Genomic DNA, 16,153 nt, shown 5'->3' with positions numbered 1-16,153 from the left:
CACCTCGTCAGATCCGGCCGGGTGATCGGGGCGGCGGATCGGGTGTGGACGCGATCGCGCGGGGCAGAGGCTACTGCACTCCACTGTCGGAGGCGTCAAAAGGGACAAGCAGCGTGCGCAGCAGGTCGGCGAGGACCTGCTGCTCATGCTGTCCCAGACCGGCGAGCAGTTCCCGCTCGCGCCGCAACAGGTCGGCGAACGCGGCGTCCACTCGCTCCAGGCCCGTGGGGGTGAGCCGGACGAGCACGCCGCGCCGGTCCTCGGGATCGGGGCGCCGGACCACCAGCCCGGCGGCGGTCAGGCGGTCGATCCGGTTCGTCATCGTGCCCGAGGTGACCAGCGTCGCGCGCAGCAGGGCGCCGGGGCTCAGTTCGTACGGCTCGCCCGACCGGCGCAGGGCCGTCAGGACGTCGAACTCCCACGACTCGACGCCGTGGTCGGCGAACGCGGCGCGCCGCTCGCGCTCCAGGTGCCTGCTGAGCCGGGACACCCGGCTCAGTACCTCCAGTGGGGTCACGTCCAGATCGGGACGCTCCTGCCGCCAGGCCGCGACCAGCCGGTCCACCTCGTCCTCGACGGGTCGTGATTGGGTCATGCCCCGAGTCTAGCTGTCTTGACATCGAGATATCTGTGGCGATATGCCTTATCTTGACGTCAAGATAGTTGGAGGGATGGATGGCCGCCGACTTCTGGGAACCGGCCGTATACAACCACTTCGCGGCGGAGCGGTCGCGCCCGTTCTTCGAGCTGGTGAGCCGGGTGCGCGCCGAGTCTCCCGGCTACGTCGCCGACCTCGGCTGCGGCACGGGCGAACTGACCGCCACCCTGTGCGAGCGCTGGCCCACGGCGGCGGTGCACGGTGTCGACTCCTCCCCGGCCATGCTCGCCGCCCCGCCGGCCGGCCCCTCCTTCGAGGTGGCGGACGTCCGCGACTGGCGCCCGCCCCGGCCGGTCGACGTCATCGTCTCGAACGCCCTTCTCCAGTGGCTGCCGGAGCACCGCGAGCTGCTGTCCCGGTGGGCCGGTCACCTGACGGAGGGCGGCTGGCTCGCCTTCCAGGTGCCCGGCAACTTCGCGGCGCCGAGTCACGCCGCGATCCGGGAGCTGTGCCGCACCACCTGGCGGGACGAGCTCGGCGACCTGCCGCGAGGGACGCCGGTCGGGGACCCCGCCGAGTACGTCGGACTGCTCGCCGGGCTCGGCTGCGCGGTCGACGCGTGGGAGACCACCTACGTCCACGTGCTGGCCGGAGGCGACGCGGTGCTCGGATGGATCAAGGGCACCGCCCTGCGGCCGATGCTCGACCGCCTGGCCCCCGGCCGCCGTGAGGCGTTCCTCGGGGACTGCGCCCGGGTCCTGCGCGAGGCGTATCCGCAGCGCCCGTACGGCACGCCGTTCCCGTTTCGGCGGATCTTCGTGGTCGCCAGGCGTACGGAATGACCGTGCGAATGACGTGCGAATGACCATGCAGAACGACGTCGGGCAACCGAGGGCTTTCGCCGCTGATCATTGACTCCGGATCTGTTTACCTTCGCGTGGCACTATGGCCATAAATAGGTAGAAATCCGTTCAGATAGGGAGTACTCGTGCCGATCGAAATCGAGGACAAGTTCGACGTGCCGGCCGAGTTCGCGGTGCCCGACCTGGCCGGCGTGAAGGGCTGCGCCGACGTCTACCACGCGCTCAGCAGCCAGCTCGTGGCCATCTACTTCGACACTCCCGACCTCCGGCTGGCCGCCCGCGGCGTCACGCTGCGCCGGCGCCGCGGCGGGGAGGACGCGGGCTGGCACCTCAAGCTGCCCAGGGCCAAGGGCGGCAGAAAGGAGATCCAGTTCCCGCTGACCAGGAGCGCCAAGATCGTTCCCGCCGAGCTTGCGCAGCTCGTCCTCGCGTACACCCGTGGTGCTCCGCTGGCGCCGGTGGCTCAGCTGGAGACGCGCCGCGGAGTCACCAAGCTGCTCGGCTCGGACGAGACGGTGCTGGTCGAGGTGGCCGACGACCGGGTCAAGGGGACCGTCTTCGGCGACGAGCCCGTCGTACGGCGCTGGCGTGAGGTGGAGGCAGAGCTCAAGGACGGCGGCGAGGACGTGCTGCGGCGCGTGTCCAAGCGCCTGCGCAAGGCCGGGGCCACCCCCTCGCCGGCGGCCAGCAAGCTGGCGCGCCTGCTCGGTGAGATTCCGATCCGGCCGCAGGTGCGGCCGGAGCCCGGCTCCGCGGGCGAGGCCGTCGTCGGCTACCTGCGGTCCCAGGTGAACGCCCTGGCGGCGCAGGACCCGCAGGTGCGGCTGGCCGAGGAGGACGCGGTCCACCAGGCCAGGGTGGCCTCCCGGCGGCTGCGCAGCGCGCTCAAGGCGTTCAGGCGCGTGGTGCCGGACACCGAGGAGCTCCAGGGTGAGCTCAAGTGGCTGGGCGAGGTGCTCGGCGAGGCGCGCGACCTGGAGGTCATCCGCGCCCGCCTCGCGAAGCGGCTCGACGGCCTCGAACCCGCACTGGTCGCCGGGCCGGTCCGCCGGCGGCTCGGGGAGGACCTGCTGGCCCGCGAGCAGGAGGCGTACGGGCGCATCAGGGAGACGCTCAGCGGCGACCGCTACTTCGCGCTGCTCGACGCCCTCGACGCGCTGGTGGCCGATCCGCCGCTGACCGCCCTCGCCGTCAAGGACGCCGCCAAGGTGCTGCCGAAGATCGTGGACAAGGGCTGGTCGCGGGTCGTCCGCGCGTACGACACCGCCCAGGCGCTGGAGGGGGAGGAGCGCGAGACCGCGATGCACGAGGTGCGCAAGGCGGCGAAGCGGGCCCGCTACACGGCCGAGGCCGTCGGCATGGACGCGAAGGCGCGACGGGCGGAGACCGTGCAGGAGGTCCTGGGACGTCACCAGGACGGCGTCGTCGCCCAGGAGGTGCTGCTGCGCGAGGCCGAGACCGCGCGGCAGGCGGGGGAGGACACCTTCACCTACGGCGTGCTCGCCGGGATCGAGCGGATGGAGGCGATCCGCGCCCACACCGAGTTCCCCGCGGTCTGGGCCTCGGTCACGTGAGGTAGCGCTCCACGGTGACGACCCGGCCGCCTGCCCGGTTCGGCACCCGGTTGAAGACTGCCAGGCCGCCCTTGGCGAGGTTGGCGTCGGCCGGCGGCCGGCCGTACGCGAGGGCGAGCAGATGCGGCAGGACCTTGCCGTGGCTGCACACGACGGCCGCCTCTCCGGAGGCGGCCAGATCGCGTACGACGCGGTCGGCCTCGGCCGGGTCGAAGCCGCTCTCCGACAGGGCCGCCTCCCGGCGCGGCTCCCGGCCGGTCAGGTCCGCGTACGGCTCCACGGTCTGGACGCAGCGCAGGCTGGGCGAGGTCACCAGGACGCCGGGCCGGTAAGCGCGGAGGACGTCCGCGAGCGTCCGGGCCTGGGCCCGTCCCCGGCGATCGAGCGGCCGGAGGTCGTCGTCGCCCCGCCACTCCTGCCGTGACCCGGCCAGCGCGTGCCGTACGAAGATCAGCGGGGTGGTGACGAGCGGCGCCGCGGTGAGCGTGCCCAGCAGGTCGGCGTCCCACCGGTACGTCACCCGCCGCCGCGCCTCCTCCACGGGGAACCAGGCCACCTCGTCGACCTCGTCCGGCGCATGGGAGGCGGCGTCCCTGGATGGGCCGTCGCGGGACGGGTCGTCCGCCACGCGGGCGGTCCAGTAGTCGACCCGCTTCAGCCGCCCGTCCCGCATGTAGTGGACGGGCGGCAGCGCGCGGCCCAGCACCACGTCGAGGCCGGTCTCCTCGGCCACCTCGCGCAGCGCGGCCGCGACGACGTGCTCCCCCGGCTGGAGCTTGCCCTTCGGCAGGCTCCAGTCGTCATATCTGGGCCGGTGGACGAGGGCGACCTCCGGGGCCGCCTCGTCCCCCCGCCAGACCACGGCACCAGCGGCCCGGATCATGTTCGTCGGCATCCCGTCCGCCTCGCTCACGCGCTAGTCGTCCACGGTGCGCCACCGCCTGCTCCCGATCAGGTGGTGCTGCAGGTCGATCTCCCCGCGGTGGCGCAGCCACTTGCCCTCGGAGTCGAGCGTCCACGCCGTGGTGTCGTCTCTCATGGCGAGGTCGAGCAGGTCGGAGAGGTACTTGCGGTGCTGCGGGCTGGAGACCTTCACCAGCGCCTCGACCCGCCGGTCGAGGTTGCGCCGCATGAGGTCGGCGCTGCCGATCCAGATCTCCGGACGGCGCCCGGCGCCGAACTCGTAGATCCGCGAGTGCTCCAGGAACCGGCCGAGGACGCTGCGGACCCGGATGTTCTCCGACAGGCCGGGGACGCCCGGCCGCAGCGTGCAGATCCCGCGCACCCACGCGTCGACCGGCACGCCCGCCTGGGAGGCCCGGTAGAGCGCGTCGATGATCGGCTCGTCGACCAGCGAGTTGGTCTTGATGCGGATCCGCGCGGGACGGCCCGCCCGCCGGTGTGCGATCTCCTGCTCGATCCTGGTCAGCAGTCCCTGCCTGAGGGAGTCGGGCGCGACCAGCAGCCGGCGGTACTCCGACTGGCGGGAGTATCCGGTCAGGTGGATGAACAGGTCGGTGACGTCCTCGCCGACCTGCCGGTCAGCCGTGAGGAGCCCGAAGTCCTCGTAGTGCCGCGCGGTCTTGGGGTTGTAGTTGCCGGTGCCGATGTGGCAGTAGCGCCGCAGTTCGCCGCCCGCCTCCTGCCGCACGACCATCGCGAGCTTGCAGTGGGTCTTCAGGCCGACCACGCCGTAGACGACGTGGCAGCCGGCCGTCTCCAGCTTGCGCGCCCAGGAGATGTTGGCGTGCTCGTCGAACCTGGCCTTGATCTCCACCACGACCACGACCTGCTTGCCGGCCTCGGCCGCGTCGATCAGCGCGTCGACGATGGGGGAGTCGCCGCTGGTCCGGTAGAGCGTCTGCTTGATCGCCAGGACGTCGGGGTCGGCCGCCGCCTCCTCGACGAACCGCTGCACGCTCGTGGCGAACGAGTCGTACGGGTGATGCACCAGGACGTCCCGCTCGCGCAGCACGGAGAACAGGTCGTCCTCGGCGCTCACCGCCTCGCCCGGCACGAACGGGCGGAAGCTCAGCTCGGGACGGTCGAGGTCGGCGATGGCGTGCAGCCCGGTCAGGTCGAGCGGGCCGGGCACCCGGTAGATCTCGTGGCCGGAGACGCCCAGCTCCTCCACGAGCAGGTCGAGAACCTCGGGGGTGATCGTGTCCTCGACCTCCAGCCGCACCGGCGGGCCGAAGCGGCGCCGCAGCAGCTCCCGCTCCAGGGCCTTCATGAGGTTCTCTGTGACGTCCTCGTCGATCTCCAGGTCCTCGTTCCTGGTGACGCGGAAGACGTGATGCTGGAGGACCTCCATCCCCTTGAACAGCTCGCCCAGGTGCGCGGAGATCACATCTTCCATGGGGACGAACCGGTCCTTCGACGCGGTCACGAACCGGGGGAGCTGCGACGGGACCTTGACCCGGGCGAAGACGGTGTTCTTGGTGGCGGGGTTGCGCACGGTCACCGCGAGGTTCAGCGAGAGACCCGAGATGTAGGGGAACGGGTGAGCGGGGTCGACCGCCAGCGGTGTCAGCACCGGCCTGATCCGCTCACGGAACAGCTTGCGCAGCGCGGTCCGCTCCTCGCGCGCCAGGTCGTCCCATCGGACGATCTCGATGCCCGCCTCGGCGAGCTGGGGGCACAGCTGTTCGTGGAACACGGTCGCGTGCCTGCGGGCCAGCTCGTCGGCGACGGTCGCTATCTTGCTCAGCGCCTCGCTCGGCTTGAGCCCGCTCGTGGTCCGCAGTAACAGTCCCGTCGCCATGCGGCGTTTGAGCCCCGCGACACGGACCCGGAAGAACTCGTCCAGATTGCTCGCGAAGATGGCCAGGAACCGGACGCGTTCGAGGAGGGGGACCGAGGGGTCCTCCGCCAGTTCGAGTACGCGCTCGTTGAACTGGAGCCAGCTTTCCTCGCGATTGAGGAATCGGTCGAAGGGCAGGGGGGCCTGCTCGGGGAGCGTGACCACCTCCGGGTCAGCGGCAGGGGAGCTTTGGGCGGACATATAAGGAAATATGCCCTAGTTTCTTGAAGATAACGTTAACGTCGCAGCAACGAAACCGTCAGACGGCGTCAGACCGCTCCTAACCGGCCTGGTCGGGACGGGTCGCCGGGGGCCGCGTCGGCTGGGTGGCCTGGGTGGCCTGGGTGGCTGCTCGTCTGGGCGGCGTGGGCCGTGCGGGCCGCGAGCCCGGGCTCCTCCAGCGGAAGCCGTTCGTGCTCCTGGGCGGCGAGCATCTCCCGCTCGCGCTCCTCGCGTTCGCGCTGCCGGGCGCGTTCCCGCTCGCGCTGCCTGGCCTTCTCCCGCTCCTCGCGCTCCTCGCGTTCTCTGGCCTTCTCCCGCTCGCGCTCCTCGCGTTCGCGGGCCTTCTCCTGCTCGCGCCGGAGCTTCTCCTGCTCCTTGAGCTCGCGTTCCCTGGCCTTCTCCCGCTCGCGCTGCTCCCGTTCGCGGGCCTTCTCCTGCTCGCGCCGGAGCTTCTCCTGCTCCTTGAGCTCGCGTTCGCGGGCCTTCTCCAGCTCCTTGAGCTCCCGCTCGCTCGGCCGTGCCGGCCGGGTTTCGGGGGCCAGGATCAGCCCGCGGCTGGCCGCCGTGAGGGTGGGACTCGGGTCGAGGCCGGTCAGCCCGTTCCAGGAGAGATTGACCAGATGGGCCGCGACCTCCTCGCGGCGGGGTTTGCGCTCCTCCAGCCACCACTGGCCGGTCAGGGCGGTCATCCCCACGAGCATCTGCGCGTACATGGGCGCGAGTTTGGGATCGTAGCCGCGCTCCCTGAACTCGTCGGCCAGGACGTCCTCGACCTGGTTGGCGATGTCGGAGATGAGGCTGGCGAACGTCCCGGTGCCCGACGCGGCGTGGGAGTCGCGGACCAGGATGCGGAACCCCTCGCTGCTCTCCTCGATGTACTGCAGCAGCGCCAGCGCGGCGCGCTCCAGCTTCACCAGGGCGTGTGAGGCCGACAACGCCTGCGTGACCAGGCTGAGCAGCCGATGCATCTCCCGGTCGATCACGACCGCGTAGATGCCCTCCTTGCCCCCGAAGTGCTCGTACACGACGGGCTTGGACACCTTGGCGGTGGCCGCGATCTCTTCGACGGAGGTGCCGTCGAAGCCCTTCTCGGCGAAGAGGGCCCGGCCGATCTGGATCAGCTGCTCACGCCGCTCCGCGCCGGTCATGCGTCTTCGGGCTCGGGAGGACTCGCTCACAGGTTCCATCATGACGCGCCGGGCACCGCCGGTTCGGCTCGGTGTGGAACGGGGGCTCGGTGTGGAACCAGGGCCCGGTGTGGATCCGGCCGGTGAGGACACGGACGGTAAGGCCGCCGCGGGCGCCTCGGCGGGCGCCCCGGCGGCCGTACGAGGGTTGGGGTCAGCCAAGTCGCTTCGCCGCCAGACGCTCGGGAGTCGGCCAGCGCACGTCGTAGGCCCAGCCGGCCTTCTCGAACCAGCGGATGACGCCGGCGCTGAGGTCGATCTGCCCCTTCAGGGCGCCGTGCCGGGCGCAGGTGGGGTCGGAGTGGTGCAGGTTGTGCCACGACTCGCCGAAGGACGGGATGGCCAGCCACCACACGTTGCGCGACTTGTCGCGGACCTCGAACGCCTCCTCGCCGAAGACGTGGCAGATCGAGTTGATCGACCAGGTCACGTGGTGGAGCAGCCCGATGCGGATGATGGTGCCCCAGAAGAGCGCGGTGAGAATGCCCTGCCACGACCAGGTGAGCAGGCCGCCGAGGACGCCGGGAAGCAGCAGCGAGGTGATGGCGAGGGCCGGGAACCACTTGTGGAGCTTCATGATGTCCGGGTCCTTGACCAGGTCGGGCGCGTACTTGGCCCGGTTGGTCCGCTCGGCCTCGAACAGCCAGCCCATGTGCGCGTACAGCAGGCCCTTGGACAGCGCCTTGAACCCGGTGCCGAAGCGCCACGGGGAGTGGGGGTCGCCCTCCTTGTCGGAGAACTTGTGGTGCTTGCGGTGCGTGGCCACCCAGTCGAGCACCGACATCTCCAGCGAGAGGCTGCCCGCGATGCCCAGCACGATCTTCAGTGCGCGGTTGGTCTTGAACGACCCGTGGGTGAAGTACCGGTGGAAACCAACCGTGACTCCGAGCCCCGACACAACATAGAAAACGGCGGCGATGGCGATGTCCGTCCAGCCGAGACCCCATCCCCACACGAGCGGAATGGCGGCGATCAGAGCGACAATGGGCGCTCCGACCACGACGCCGAACGTGATCAGCTCGGCTCTGGTCTTGTTCTCGGGCTCGAACTCCGGCTTCGGTTGAGGCGAGGGGCGCTCGGTCAGGATGGTCATGGGCTACCTCACGTACGAGATTGGTTGGCTACGCAACCGTAACCTACGCCATCGTAAGTTACGAGACTCCACCCCTGAATGTGTGGAAGGTGACGCTCCCGTACAGATCTGGTGGCGGGTCCACGCCTTGCATCCGGCGGGTGATTTCTGCTATCAGCGCATCACTCCTGGGGCCCTGCCCGGTTTCCCGAGGGCCTAACAGCGCCTAACCGTGCCTCACAGTGCCTGACGGGGGCCCGCTCCGCGGGCGTTCTTGATTGCGTTGACTACGGGCCATCCGGCCCCGGCACCGGTAAGGTGGAGGAGCCGGGCATCCGCCTGATGGGCGGGTGTCGGGTTTTTCCGGCGTTGGGTAATTGGCAGCCCGCGGTCCTTTGGAGTCCGTTGTCCAGGTTCGAGCCCTGGCGCCGGAGCTGTGCGTTCACCGGCCCCTTTGCGGTGGCAAGGGTGGGTAGGGGGGCCGGTTCGGCGACTGCCAGGTAAGCTCACCTTGTCGGGCGGATGTCCGTGCGGTTCACGGGTAGTGACCGGACGGAAGCCGCGAAACCGATCAAAGATCAGCCGCGACGCCGAGGGAGCCTCAGTCCGTGAGTGTGCCGCGCCCGGCAGCCGTGATCGTCCTCGCCGCGGGCGAGGGCACCCGGATGAAGTCGAAAACCCCCAAGGTCCTCCACGAGATCTGTGGCCGAGCCCTGGTGGAGCACGTGCTCGCCGCCGCCCGTGAGCTGGACCCCGAGTCGCTGCTCGTGGTGGTGGGGCATGAGCGCGAGCGGGTGACCGCCCGCCTGGCGGCCACGGTCCCCGAGGTCCGCACCGTCGTCCAGGAGAAGCGGAACGGCACCGGGCATGCCGTACGCACGGCGATCGAGGCCGAGGGCCCGGTCGACGGCACCGTCCTGGTGACGTACGGTGACACGCCGCTGCTGCGGGCCGAGACGATGGCGGCCCTGCTGGAACGGCACGCCGCCGACGGCAACGCGGTCACTGTCCTCACCGCGAGAGTCCCCGACCCGACCGGGTACGGCCGGATCGTCCGCGACGCGGGCGGAGCGGTCCTGGAGATCGTCGAGGAACGCGACGCCACCCCCGAGCAGCGGGCGATCGACGAGATGAACTCGGGCGTCTACGCCTTCGACGGCGCCCTACTGGCGAGCGCCCTGCGCCGGATCGGCGCGGCCAACGCCCAGGGCGAGGAGTACCTCACCGACGTGCTCGCCATCCTCCGTGAGGACGGGCACCGCGTGGGCGCCCACGTCGCCGGCGACCATGTGGAGGTCGAGGGCGTCAACGACCGCGTCCAGCTCGCCTTTGCGCGCCGGGTGCTCAACGAACGCATCCTCACCGGGCACATGCTGGCCGGGGTCACGATCGTCGATCCCGCCGGCACCTGGATCGACGCCGGCGTGACGCTGGAGCCGGACGCCGTGATCCACCCCGGCACCCACCTGCGGGGAGCCACCAGCATCGGGCCGGGCGCCGAGATCGGCCCGGACACCACGCTCACCGACACGACTGTGGGCGAGGACGCCGTGGTCCGCAACACCGTCGCCGACGGCGCGGTGGTCGGTCCCGGCGCGTCCGTCGGCCCCTTCGCCTACCTGCGTCCGGGTACGGTCCTGGCGGCGAAGGGCAAGATCGGCACCTTCGTGGAGACGAAGAACGCGCGGATCGGCGAGGGCTCCAAGGTGCCGCACCTGACCTACGTCGGGGACGCGACGATCGGGACCGGCTCGAACATCGGGGCGTCGTGCGTCTTCGTGAACTACGACGGCGTGGCCAAGCACCAGACGATCGTGGGCGACCACGTCCGGGTGGGCAGCGACAACATGCTCGTGGCGCCGGTGACGATCGGCGACGGCGCCTACACCGCCGCCGGCTCCGTCATCACCTCCAACGTGCCGCCTGGGGCGATGGCGGTGGCGCGCGGCAAGCAGCGCAACATCGAGGGCTGGGTCTCCCGCCGCAGGCCGGGAACCGCGTCGGCCGCCGCGGCGGAACGCGCGGCCGCGGAGGCCGCGAACAGCCCCTCTGAGGACGCCGGACGGCCGGGTGACGCGGGGCGGAGCGACGGCGCCGCCCCGGCCCCGTGACCGGACGGGCACGCCGTGCGGCGCCGCCGTGCGGCATCGGTAGTTGTAACAGGCAGTTGTAACAGGCAGTTGTAACAGGCAGTTGTAAGAGGCGCGGGCTCACCGCGTAACGCCCGTTGGGCCAGGTCAGGAGGACACCGTGAGCGACCACAAGGACCGGGCGAGGAGCGCGGCATGAGCGGGAAGAAGACGGCGGGCGAGCGGAACCTGATGTTCTTCGCCGGCCGCGCCCACCCGGAGCTGGCCGACGAGGTCGCCGCCGAACTCGGCGTGGAGATCACGCCGACGGCGCTGCGCGACTTCGCCAGCGGCGAGATCTATGTGCGCTACCTGGAGTCGGTGCGCGGCTGCGACGCCTTCGTGATCCAGAGCCACACGGCGCCGATCAATCAGTGGATCATGGAGCAGCTCATCATGGTGGACGCCCTGAAGCGGGCCTCCGCCAAGCGCATCACCGTGATCATGCCGTTCTTCGGGTACGCCCGGCAGGACAAGAAGGGCCGCGGCCGCGAGCCGATCACGGCGCGGCTCATGGCGGACCTGTTCAAGCAGGCGGGCGCCGACCGGCTGATGTCGATCGACCTGCACACCTCGCAGATCCAGGGTTTCTTCGACGGCCCGGTCGACCACCTGTTCGCGATGCCCGTGCTGATCAACTACCTTCGCGAGAAGCTCGATCCGGCCACCACCACGATCGTCTCGCCCGACACCGGCCGCGTGCGGCTGGCGGAGCGCTGGTCCGACTCGCTGGGCACCCCCGTGGCGTTCATCCACAAGCGGCGCGACCTGGACGTCGCCAACCAGGTGAAGGTCCACGAGGTGGTCGGCAAGGTCCGGGGCCGGACCTGCGTGCTGATCGACGACATGATCGACACCGGCGGCTCGATCTGCAAGGCGGCCGACGCGCTCTACGAGCACGGGGCGACCGACGTCATCGTGGCGGCGACCCACGCGGTCTTCTCCGACCCCGCGGTCGACCGGCTGAAGAACTCCCGGATCTCCGAGGTCGTGGTCACCAACACCCTCCCCATCCCCGAGGAGAAGAAGTTCGACAGCCTCACGGTCATGTCGATCGCGCCGCTGATCGCGCGGGCCATCACGGAGGTCTTCACGGACGGCTCCGTGACCAGCCTTTTCGAGGGCGACAGCTGACGCCCGGCCTCGCCGGTCCGTCCGGGCGAGGCGCGAAAGCACGATAGAGTGCTCAGGTTGCGCTCGTAACGCCTTCCGCTAGGGCGGGTGAGGGGGAGCGCGCCAACCCGTGGAATTCATCCGAGTTCATCCCTAGGAGATGTGCCGTGTCCGAAGTACGCATCGCCGTCGAGCCCCGCAACGAGTTCGGCAAGGGCGCCGCGCGCAAGATCCGCCGCGCCAACAAGGTTCCCGCCGTTCTGTACGGTCACGGCACCGAGCCCAAGCACCTGACCCTGCCGGGCCACGAGCTGCTGCTCGCGCTCCGCACGGCGAACGTGCTGATCCGCCTGGAGGGTGAGGGTATCAACGAGATCGCCCTGCCGAAGGGCGTCCAGCGCGACCCGATCAAGGGCTTCCTTGAGCACGTCGACCTGCTGCTGGTCAAGCGGGGCGAGAAGGTCACCGTCGAGATCCCGATCACGGTCGTCGGCGACCCGATCGGCAGCGCCATCGTCGAGCAGCAGCTCGTGACGATCGCGGTCGAGGCTGAGGCGACCCACATCCCGACCGGTGTCGAGGTCGAGGTCGGGGGTCAGGACGCGGGCTTCGCCGTTCACGCGAGCGACCTGCGGCTGCCCTCGGGCGCGACGCTCGCGACCGACCCCGAGGCCCTGGTCCTCCAGGTGATCGCGGCTCCGTCGGCAGCGCTGCCGGAGGAGGCCGGCGAGGCCGCGGAGGGCGCCGAGTCCGCCGAGTAGGCCCCGTTCATGAGAGAGTCCTCCACGGCATGGCCTGTGGAGGACTTCTCTGTGTGAGGAGTCCGTGGTGAGGAGACGGTGATGCTTTCCAACGCCGAGCCGGCGCAGCGGTGGCTGGTCGTCGGCCTGGGCAATCCCGGCCCCGAGTACGAGGGAAACCGGCACAACGCCGGTTTCATGGTGCTCGACGAGCTGGCCGCGCGGGCCGGCGGACGCTTCAAGGCGCATCGGTCGCGGGCGGAGGTCGTGGAGGGGCGCCTGGCCGGGCTCCCCGCCGTCCTCGCCAAGCCGCTGTCGTTCATGAACCTTTCCGGCGGCCCGGTGAAGGCGCTCGCCGACTTCTTCAAGGTGACGCCCGACCGGGTCGTCGTCGTCCACGACGAGCTCGACGTTCCGTACGGCGCGCTGCGCGCGAAGGTGGGCGGCGGCGACAACGGCCACAACGGGCTGAAGTCGATCACCAAGTCGCTGGGCACGCGCGACTACCCCAGGATCAGGTTCGGCATCGGGCGTCCTCCCGGGCGGATGGACCCGGCGGCGTTCGTGCTCCGCGACTTCGCCACGGCCGAGCGCAAGGACCTGCCGTTCCTGGTCGACCGGGCGGCCGACATGGTCGAGTCGCTGATGACGGCCGGGCTCGAAGCCACCCAGAACCGGTTCCACGCGGGCGACCTCAACCCGGCGAAGCCGCCCCGCTGAGCGGCCCGTCGTACACGGCGGGCTCCGGCGTGTCCCGGCGGGGGCCGGGCCACAGCATGAGGTTCTGGAGCAGCTCGGCCTGCTCAAGGGCGTCGTCGAGGGCGTGGTGGGTGTGGTTCCGGCCGGACCGGATCTCCCGCGGCATCTGCCGTTTGGTCGCCCACATGACCGGGACGGCCGCCTTGGCGGCGTACAGCGTCTTGATGTCGACGCACCGGGAGTGCCCGAAGGGCGACTCACCGGCGAAGCGCAGGAAGTACCAGTACATCCACATCCAGTCGTAGGCGAGCGGGAACGCGGCCAGCACGGGCACCGTGCCGCCGCAGACCTCCGCCACCCAGGACGCGGCGGCCGGCATCGCCTCGGCGGGGTCGCGGCCCTCCCGCAGCAGCCGGTCGCGGTCGAGCCCGCTCACCGCCAGGGACTCCGGCGCGTACGCGTCGCTGATCGGCCGCAGCTCCGCGTAGAAGGTGGCCGTTTCCGGATCGATCCGCTCGAACCGCCGCCCGGTCATGCGCCCGGCGACACACATGCCGAAGCTGATCATCGAGTACGGCCCGGGTATCGGCCCGTCCGCCTCGATGTCGACCGATATGTACGTTTCGGCTTTCATGAATCTCCCTGCTGCCCCCGCCGTAGGACCGCTACCATCCCATGACTGTCTGTGACCGTGCGTGACCGCACGTCACGGGTCCGGGGGATCGGGATGGGCGAGCGAGGGGGTCCGCGTGCTCGACGGCGAGATGTTCGCGATCGTCGCCGGCGGGCCGGGCGGCCGGGCGGCGGCTCCCGCGCGGGTGACTCCGGTCTGGACGGCCAGGTACCGGTTCCGCGCCGCCGTCTGCGACATGCTGTGCGCCCTCCTCGCCGGGGCCGTCGCCGTAGTGGTCCGGTTTGGTGAGGTTACCCCGTACACGACCCCGTACGTCGCGGCGAGCGCGGTCCTGCCGGTGGTCTGGGTCGCGGCGCTCGGCCTGAACCGCGCCTACGAGGCCCGCCTGATCGGGGTCGGGCAGGAGGAGTTCCGCCGGATCGCGCAGTGCGCCTTCACACTGCTGGCCGGAGTCGCCATCGCGGCGTACGTCACCAGGACCGACCTCGCCCGGGGTTACGTCGTGATCACGCTCCCGCTGACCGGGGCGCTCACGCTGGGCGTCCGGTACGGCCTGCGCAGGCGGCTGCACCGGCGGCGGGCGAGCCGGGGCGAGTGCATGCGCCGCGTGGTGGCCGTCGGGCACCGGCGCGCGGTCGCCGATCTCGTCACCCGGTTCCGCCGGGAGCGCTACCACGGCATGGAGGTGGTCGCGGCCTGCCTGCCCGGCCACGGCGAGGGGGCGATCGCGGACGTTCCGGTGCTCGGCGACTTCACCGACGTCGCCCTCGTGGTCGAACAGGTGCGCGCGGACACCGTCGCCGTGCTCGCCTGCCCCGAGCTGGACGGGCCGGCGCTGCGCAGGCTGGCCTGGCGGCTGGAGCGCAGCCGCACCGACCTGGTGGTGGCCCCGGCCCTGATGGAGGTCGCGGGCCCGCGTACGGCGATCCGCCCGGTGGCCGGGCTGCCGCTGCTGCACGTGGAGCACCCGGAGCTGACGGGGGTGCGCCGGCTCATGAAGAACGCCTTCGACCGGATCGTGGCCGCCGTCGTGCTGGTCGCCCTGGCGCCGCTGCTGGCCGTGCTCGCGGCCGCCGTACGGGCCGGCGGGCCGGGGCCCGTGCTGTTCCGGCAGACCCGGGTGGGCCGGGACGGCGCGGAGTTCACCATCCTCAAGTTCCGGACGATGGGACAGGACGCGGAGCGGCGCAAGATCGAGCTGGCGAGCGACGCGGACGGGATGCTCTTCAAGATCCGGTGCGATCCCCGGGTCACACCGCTGGGCGCCCGGCTGCGGCGCTACTCCCTCGACGAGCTGCCCCAGCTCATCAACGTGCTGCGGGGCGACATGTCGCTGGTCGGCCCGCGCCCGCCGCTGCCGGAGGAGGTCGCCAGGTATGGGGACGACGTGCGGCGCAGGCTCGTTGTACGACCCGGAATGACGGGTCTGTGGCAGGTGAACGGCCGGTCTGATCTTTCCTGGGAGGAATCGGTACGGTTAGACCTGCGTTATGTCGAAAACTGGTCGCTCATGCTGGATCTTCAGATCCTGTGGAAGACATGGTCCGCGGTCATGAGCGGGGCGGGAGCCTACTGAGGATGACGATGAGGGACGACCACGCTCTCGCCGGCGAACTGGCGACCGAGGCGGGGGCGCGGCTGTTGGAGTTGCGCGCCCGGCACGGCTTCGCCGACCAGCGGGCGCTGAAGGACGCGGGCGACCGCTCCTCACACCTCTATCTCATGGACGCCCTCCGGCGGCTCCGGCCCGAGGACGCCGTCCTGTCCGAGGAGGCCACCCGCGAGGAGCGCCTCGATCCGGCACGGCTGTCGGCGTCCCGCGTGTGGATCGTCGACCCGCTCGACGGCACCCGTGAGTTCTCCGAGGCCGGCCGGTCCGACTGGGCCGTCCACGTCGCCCTGTGGGAGCGCGGCGCGCTCACCGCCGGGGCGGTGGCCCTGCCGGCCCAGGGCCGTACGCTCACGACCGTGGAGCCCCCCGAGCTGCCGAAGGCGCCGGCGCGGGGCGAGCCCTTCCGCGTCGCGGTCAGCCGCACCCGCCCCCCGGAGTTCGTCCGGGATCTGGCGGAACGGCTGGGCGCGGAGCCGGTCCCGATCGGCTCCGCGGGCGCGAAGATCGCCGCCGTGCTCACCGGAGAGGTCGAGGCCTATGTGCACGCGGGCGGCCAGTACGAATGGGATTCGGCCGCACCGGTCGCCGTGGCGCTCGCCTCAGGAGCCCACGCGAGCAGGATCGACGGCTCGCCGCTGACCTACAACCAGTCGGACCCGTCGCTGCCGGATATCCTTGTCTCCCTACCGGATCTGGCGCCAACGCTGCTCGCCTGTATCCGTGACCTGCACCAGTCTCCCCAGAGGAAGCCCAATGCTTCAACGTGACTACACCACGTCGCAGCTCGACGTGCTCGAAGCCGAGGCGATCCACATCATGCGTGAGGTCGCGGCCGAGTTCGAGCGTCCCTGTCTGCTGTTTTCCGGCGGCAAGGACTCCATTGTGATGGTGCGGGTGGCGGAGAAGG

Annotated in this window: 14 protein-coding genes, 1 tRNA gene and 1 pseudogene; 10 read left to right on the top strand and 6 right to left on the bottom strand. The window is 70.8% G+C overall.

The genetic code is table 11. The features are described 5' to 3' along the window. Positions 1-70: 70 nt before the first annotated feature. Positions 71-595: a MarR family winged helix-turn-helix transcriptional regulator gene (locus JOL79_RS16245; protein ID WP_210156663.1), complete on the bottom strand. Its 525-nt coding sequence runs from the start codon at positions 593-595 to the stop codon at positions 71-73. A gap of 80 nt (positions 596-675) precedes the next feature. On the opposite strand from JOL79_RS16245, the gene JOL79_RS16240 reads away from it, so the two are divergent. Both JOL79_RS16240 and JOL79_RS35430 read left to right on the top strand, forming a co-directional pair. Then, positions 676-1,440: a trans-aconitate 2-methyltransferase gene (locus JOL79_RS16240; protein WP_210156662.1), complete on the top strand. Its 765-nt coding sequence runs from the start codon at positions 676-678 to the stop codon at positions 1,438-1,440. A gap of 146 nt (positions 1,441-1,586) precedes the next feature. Then, positions 1,587-3,035: a CYTH and CHAD domain-containing protein gene (locus JOL79_RS35430; protein WP_210156661.1), complete on the top strand. Its 1,449-nt coding sequence runs from the start codon at positions 1,587-1,589 to the stop codon at positions 3,033-3,035. On the opposite strand, the gene JOL79_RS16230 is transcribed toward JOL79_RS35430, so the two are convergent. From JOL79_RS16230 to JOL79_RS16215, 4 genes are all read right to left on the bottom strand, one after another. Continuing rightward, positions 3,028-3,948 carry an NUDIX hydrolase gene (locus JOL79_RS16230; protein ID WP_307848553.1) on the bottom strand — a complete coding sequence of 307 codons (921 nt, stop codon included), beginning with the start codon at positions 3,946-3,948 and terminating at the stop codon, positions 3,028-3,030. The genes JOL79_RS35430 and JOL79_RS16230 overlap by 8 nt on opposite strands. Before the next feature lie 3 nt (positions 3,949-3,951). Next, the gene (locus tag JOL79_RS16225; RefSeq protein ID WP_210156660.1) at positions 3,952-6,039 is read right to left on the bottom strand and encodes an RNA degradosome polyphosphate kinase; all 2,088 of its coding nucleotides are present in this window, start codon (positions 6,037-6,039) and stop codon (positions 3,952-3,954) included. Positions 6,040-6,107: 68 nt separating this feature from the next. Beyond that, positions 6,108-7,238 (bottom strand): TetR/AcrR family transcriptional regulator, encoded by a 1,131-nt coding sequence (locus JOL79_RS34020; protein WP_307848552.1) that lies wholly within the window; start codon positions 7,236-7,238, stop codon positions 6,108-6,110. A gap of 163 nt (positions 7,239-7,401) precedes the next feature. After that, positions 7,402-8,340 (bottom strand): acyl-CoA desaturase, encoded by a 939-nt coding sequence (locus JOL79_RS16215; RefSeq protein ID WP_210156659.1) that lies wholly within the window; start codon positions 8,338-8,340, stop codon positions 7,402-7,404. Between the two features lie 341 nt (positions 8,341-8,681). On the opposite strand from JOL79_RS16215, the gene JOL79_RS16210 reads away from it, so the two are divergent. The 5 genes from JOL79_RS16210 (at position 8,682) to pth (ending at position 13,021) form a co-directional block, all read left to right on the top strand. Then, a tRNA-Gln gene (locus JOL79_RS16210) sits at positions 8,682-8,753 on the top strand. A 174-nt stretch (positions 8,754-8,927) separates the two neighbouring features. After that, a complete protein-coding gene (glmU, locus tag JOL79_RS16205) occupies positions 8,928-10,430 on the top strand; it encodes a bifunctional UDP-N-acetylglucosamine diphosphorylase/glucosamine-1-phosphate N-acetyltransferase GlmU (RefSeq protein WP_210156658.1) in 1,503 nt (500 codons plus the stop codon). A 174-nt stretch (positions 10,431-10,604) separates the two neighbouring features. Further along, complete coding sequence (locus JOL79_RS16200) at positions 10,605-11,582, top strand: ribose-phosphate diphosphokinase (protein ID WP_210156657.1); 978 nt, start codon at positions 10,605-10,607, stop codon at positions 11,580-11,582. A 146-nt stretch (positions 11,583-11,728) separates the two neighbouring features. Next, the gene (locus JOL79_RS16195; protein WP_210156656.1) at positions 11,729-12,322 is read left to right on the top strand and encodes a 50S ribosomal protein L25/general stress protein Ctc; all 594 of its coding nucleotides are present in this window, start codon (positions 11,729-11,731) and stop codon (positions 12,320-12,322) included. 81 nt (positions 12,323-12,403) lie between these two features. Then, positions 12,404-13,021, top strand: coding sequence for an aminoacyl-tRNA hydrolase (gene pth, locus JOL79_RS16190; RefSeq protein ID WP_210156655.1), 618 nt, complete (start codon positions 12,404-12,406; stop codon positions 13,019-13,021). Here the strand turns inward: pth and JOL79_RS16185 are convergent. Beyond that, entirely contained in the window at positions 12,996-13,634 is a 639-nt protein-coding gene (locus JOL79_RS16185) for a 3'-5' exonuclease (protein ID WP_210156654.1), read from the bottom strand. The two genes, pth and JOL79_RS16185, sit on opposite strands and share 26 nt — an antisense overlap. A gap of 130 nt (positions 13,635-13,764) precedes the next feature. Between JOL79_RS16185 and JOL79_RS16180 the strand changes: the two genes are divergently transcribed. The 3 genes and pseudogenes from JOL79_RS16180 to JOL79_RS16170 form a co-directional block, all read left to right on the top strand. Next, positions 13,765-15,210, top strand: a complete 1,446-nt coding sequence (locus JOL79_RS16180; RefSeq protein WP_210156896.1) for a sugar transferase — start codon at positions 13,765-13,767, stop codon at positions 15,208-15,210. Between the two features lie 2 nt (positions 15,211-15,212). Next, positions 15,213-16,013 (top strand): 3'(2'),5'-bisphosphate nucleotidase CysQ, encoded by an 801-nt coding sequence (locus JOL79_RS16175; RefSeq protein ID WP_210156653.1) that lies wholly within the window; start codon positions 15,213-15,215, stop codon positions 16,011-16,013. Then, a pseudogene (locus JOL79_RS16170) lies at positions 16,000-16,153 on the top strand (sulfate adenylyltransferase subunit CysD); the annotation flags it as partial. The gene JOL79_RS16175 and the pseudogene JOL79_RS16170, both read left to right, overlap by 14 nt.

This window comes from Microbispora oryzae, assembly GCF_017896165.1.
Taxonomy (GTDB): Bacteria; Actinomycetota; Actinomycetes; order Streptosporangiales; family Streptosporangiaceae; genus Microbispora; species Microbispora oryzae.
Note: the sequence above shows the minus strand (reverse complement) of the source record. Positions and strands in the feature narration are given on the sequence as shown.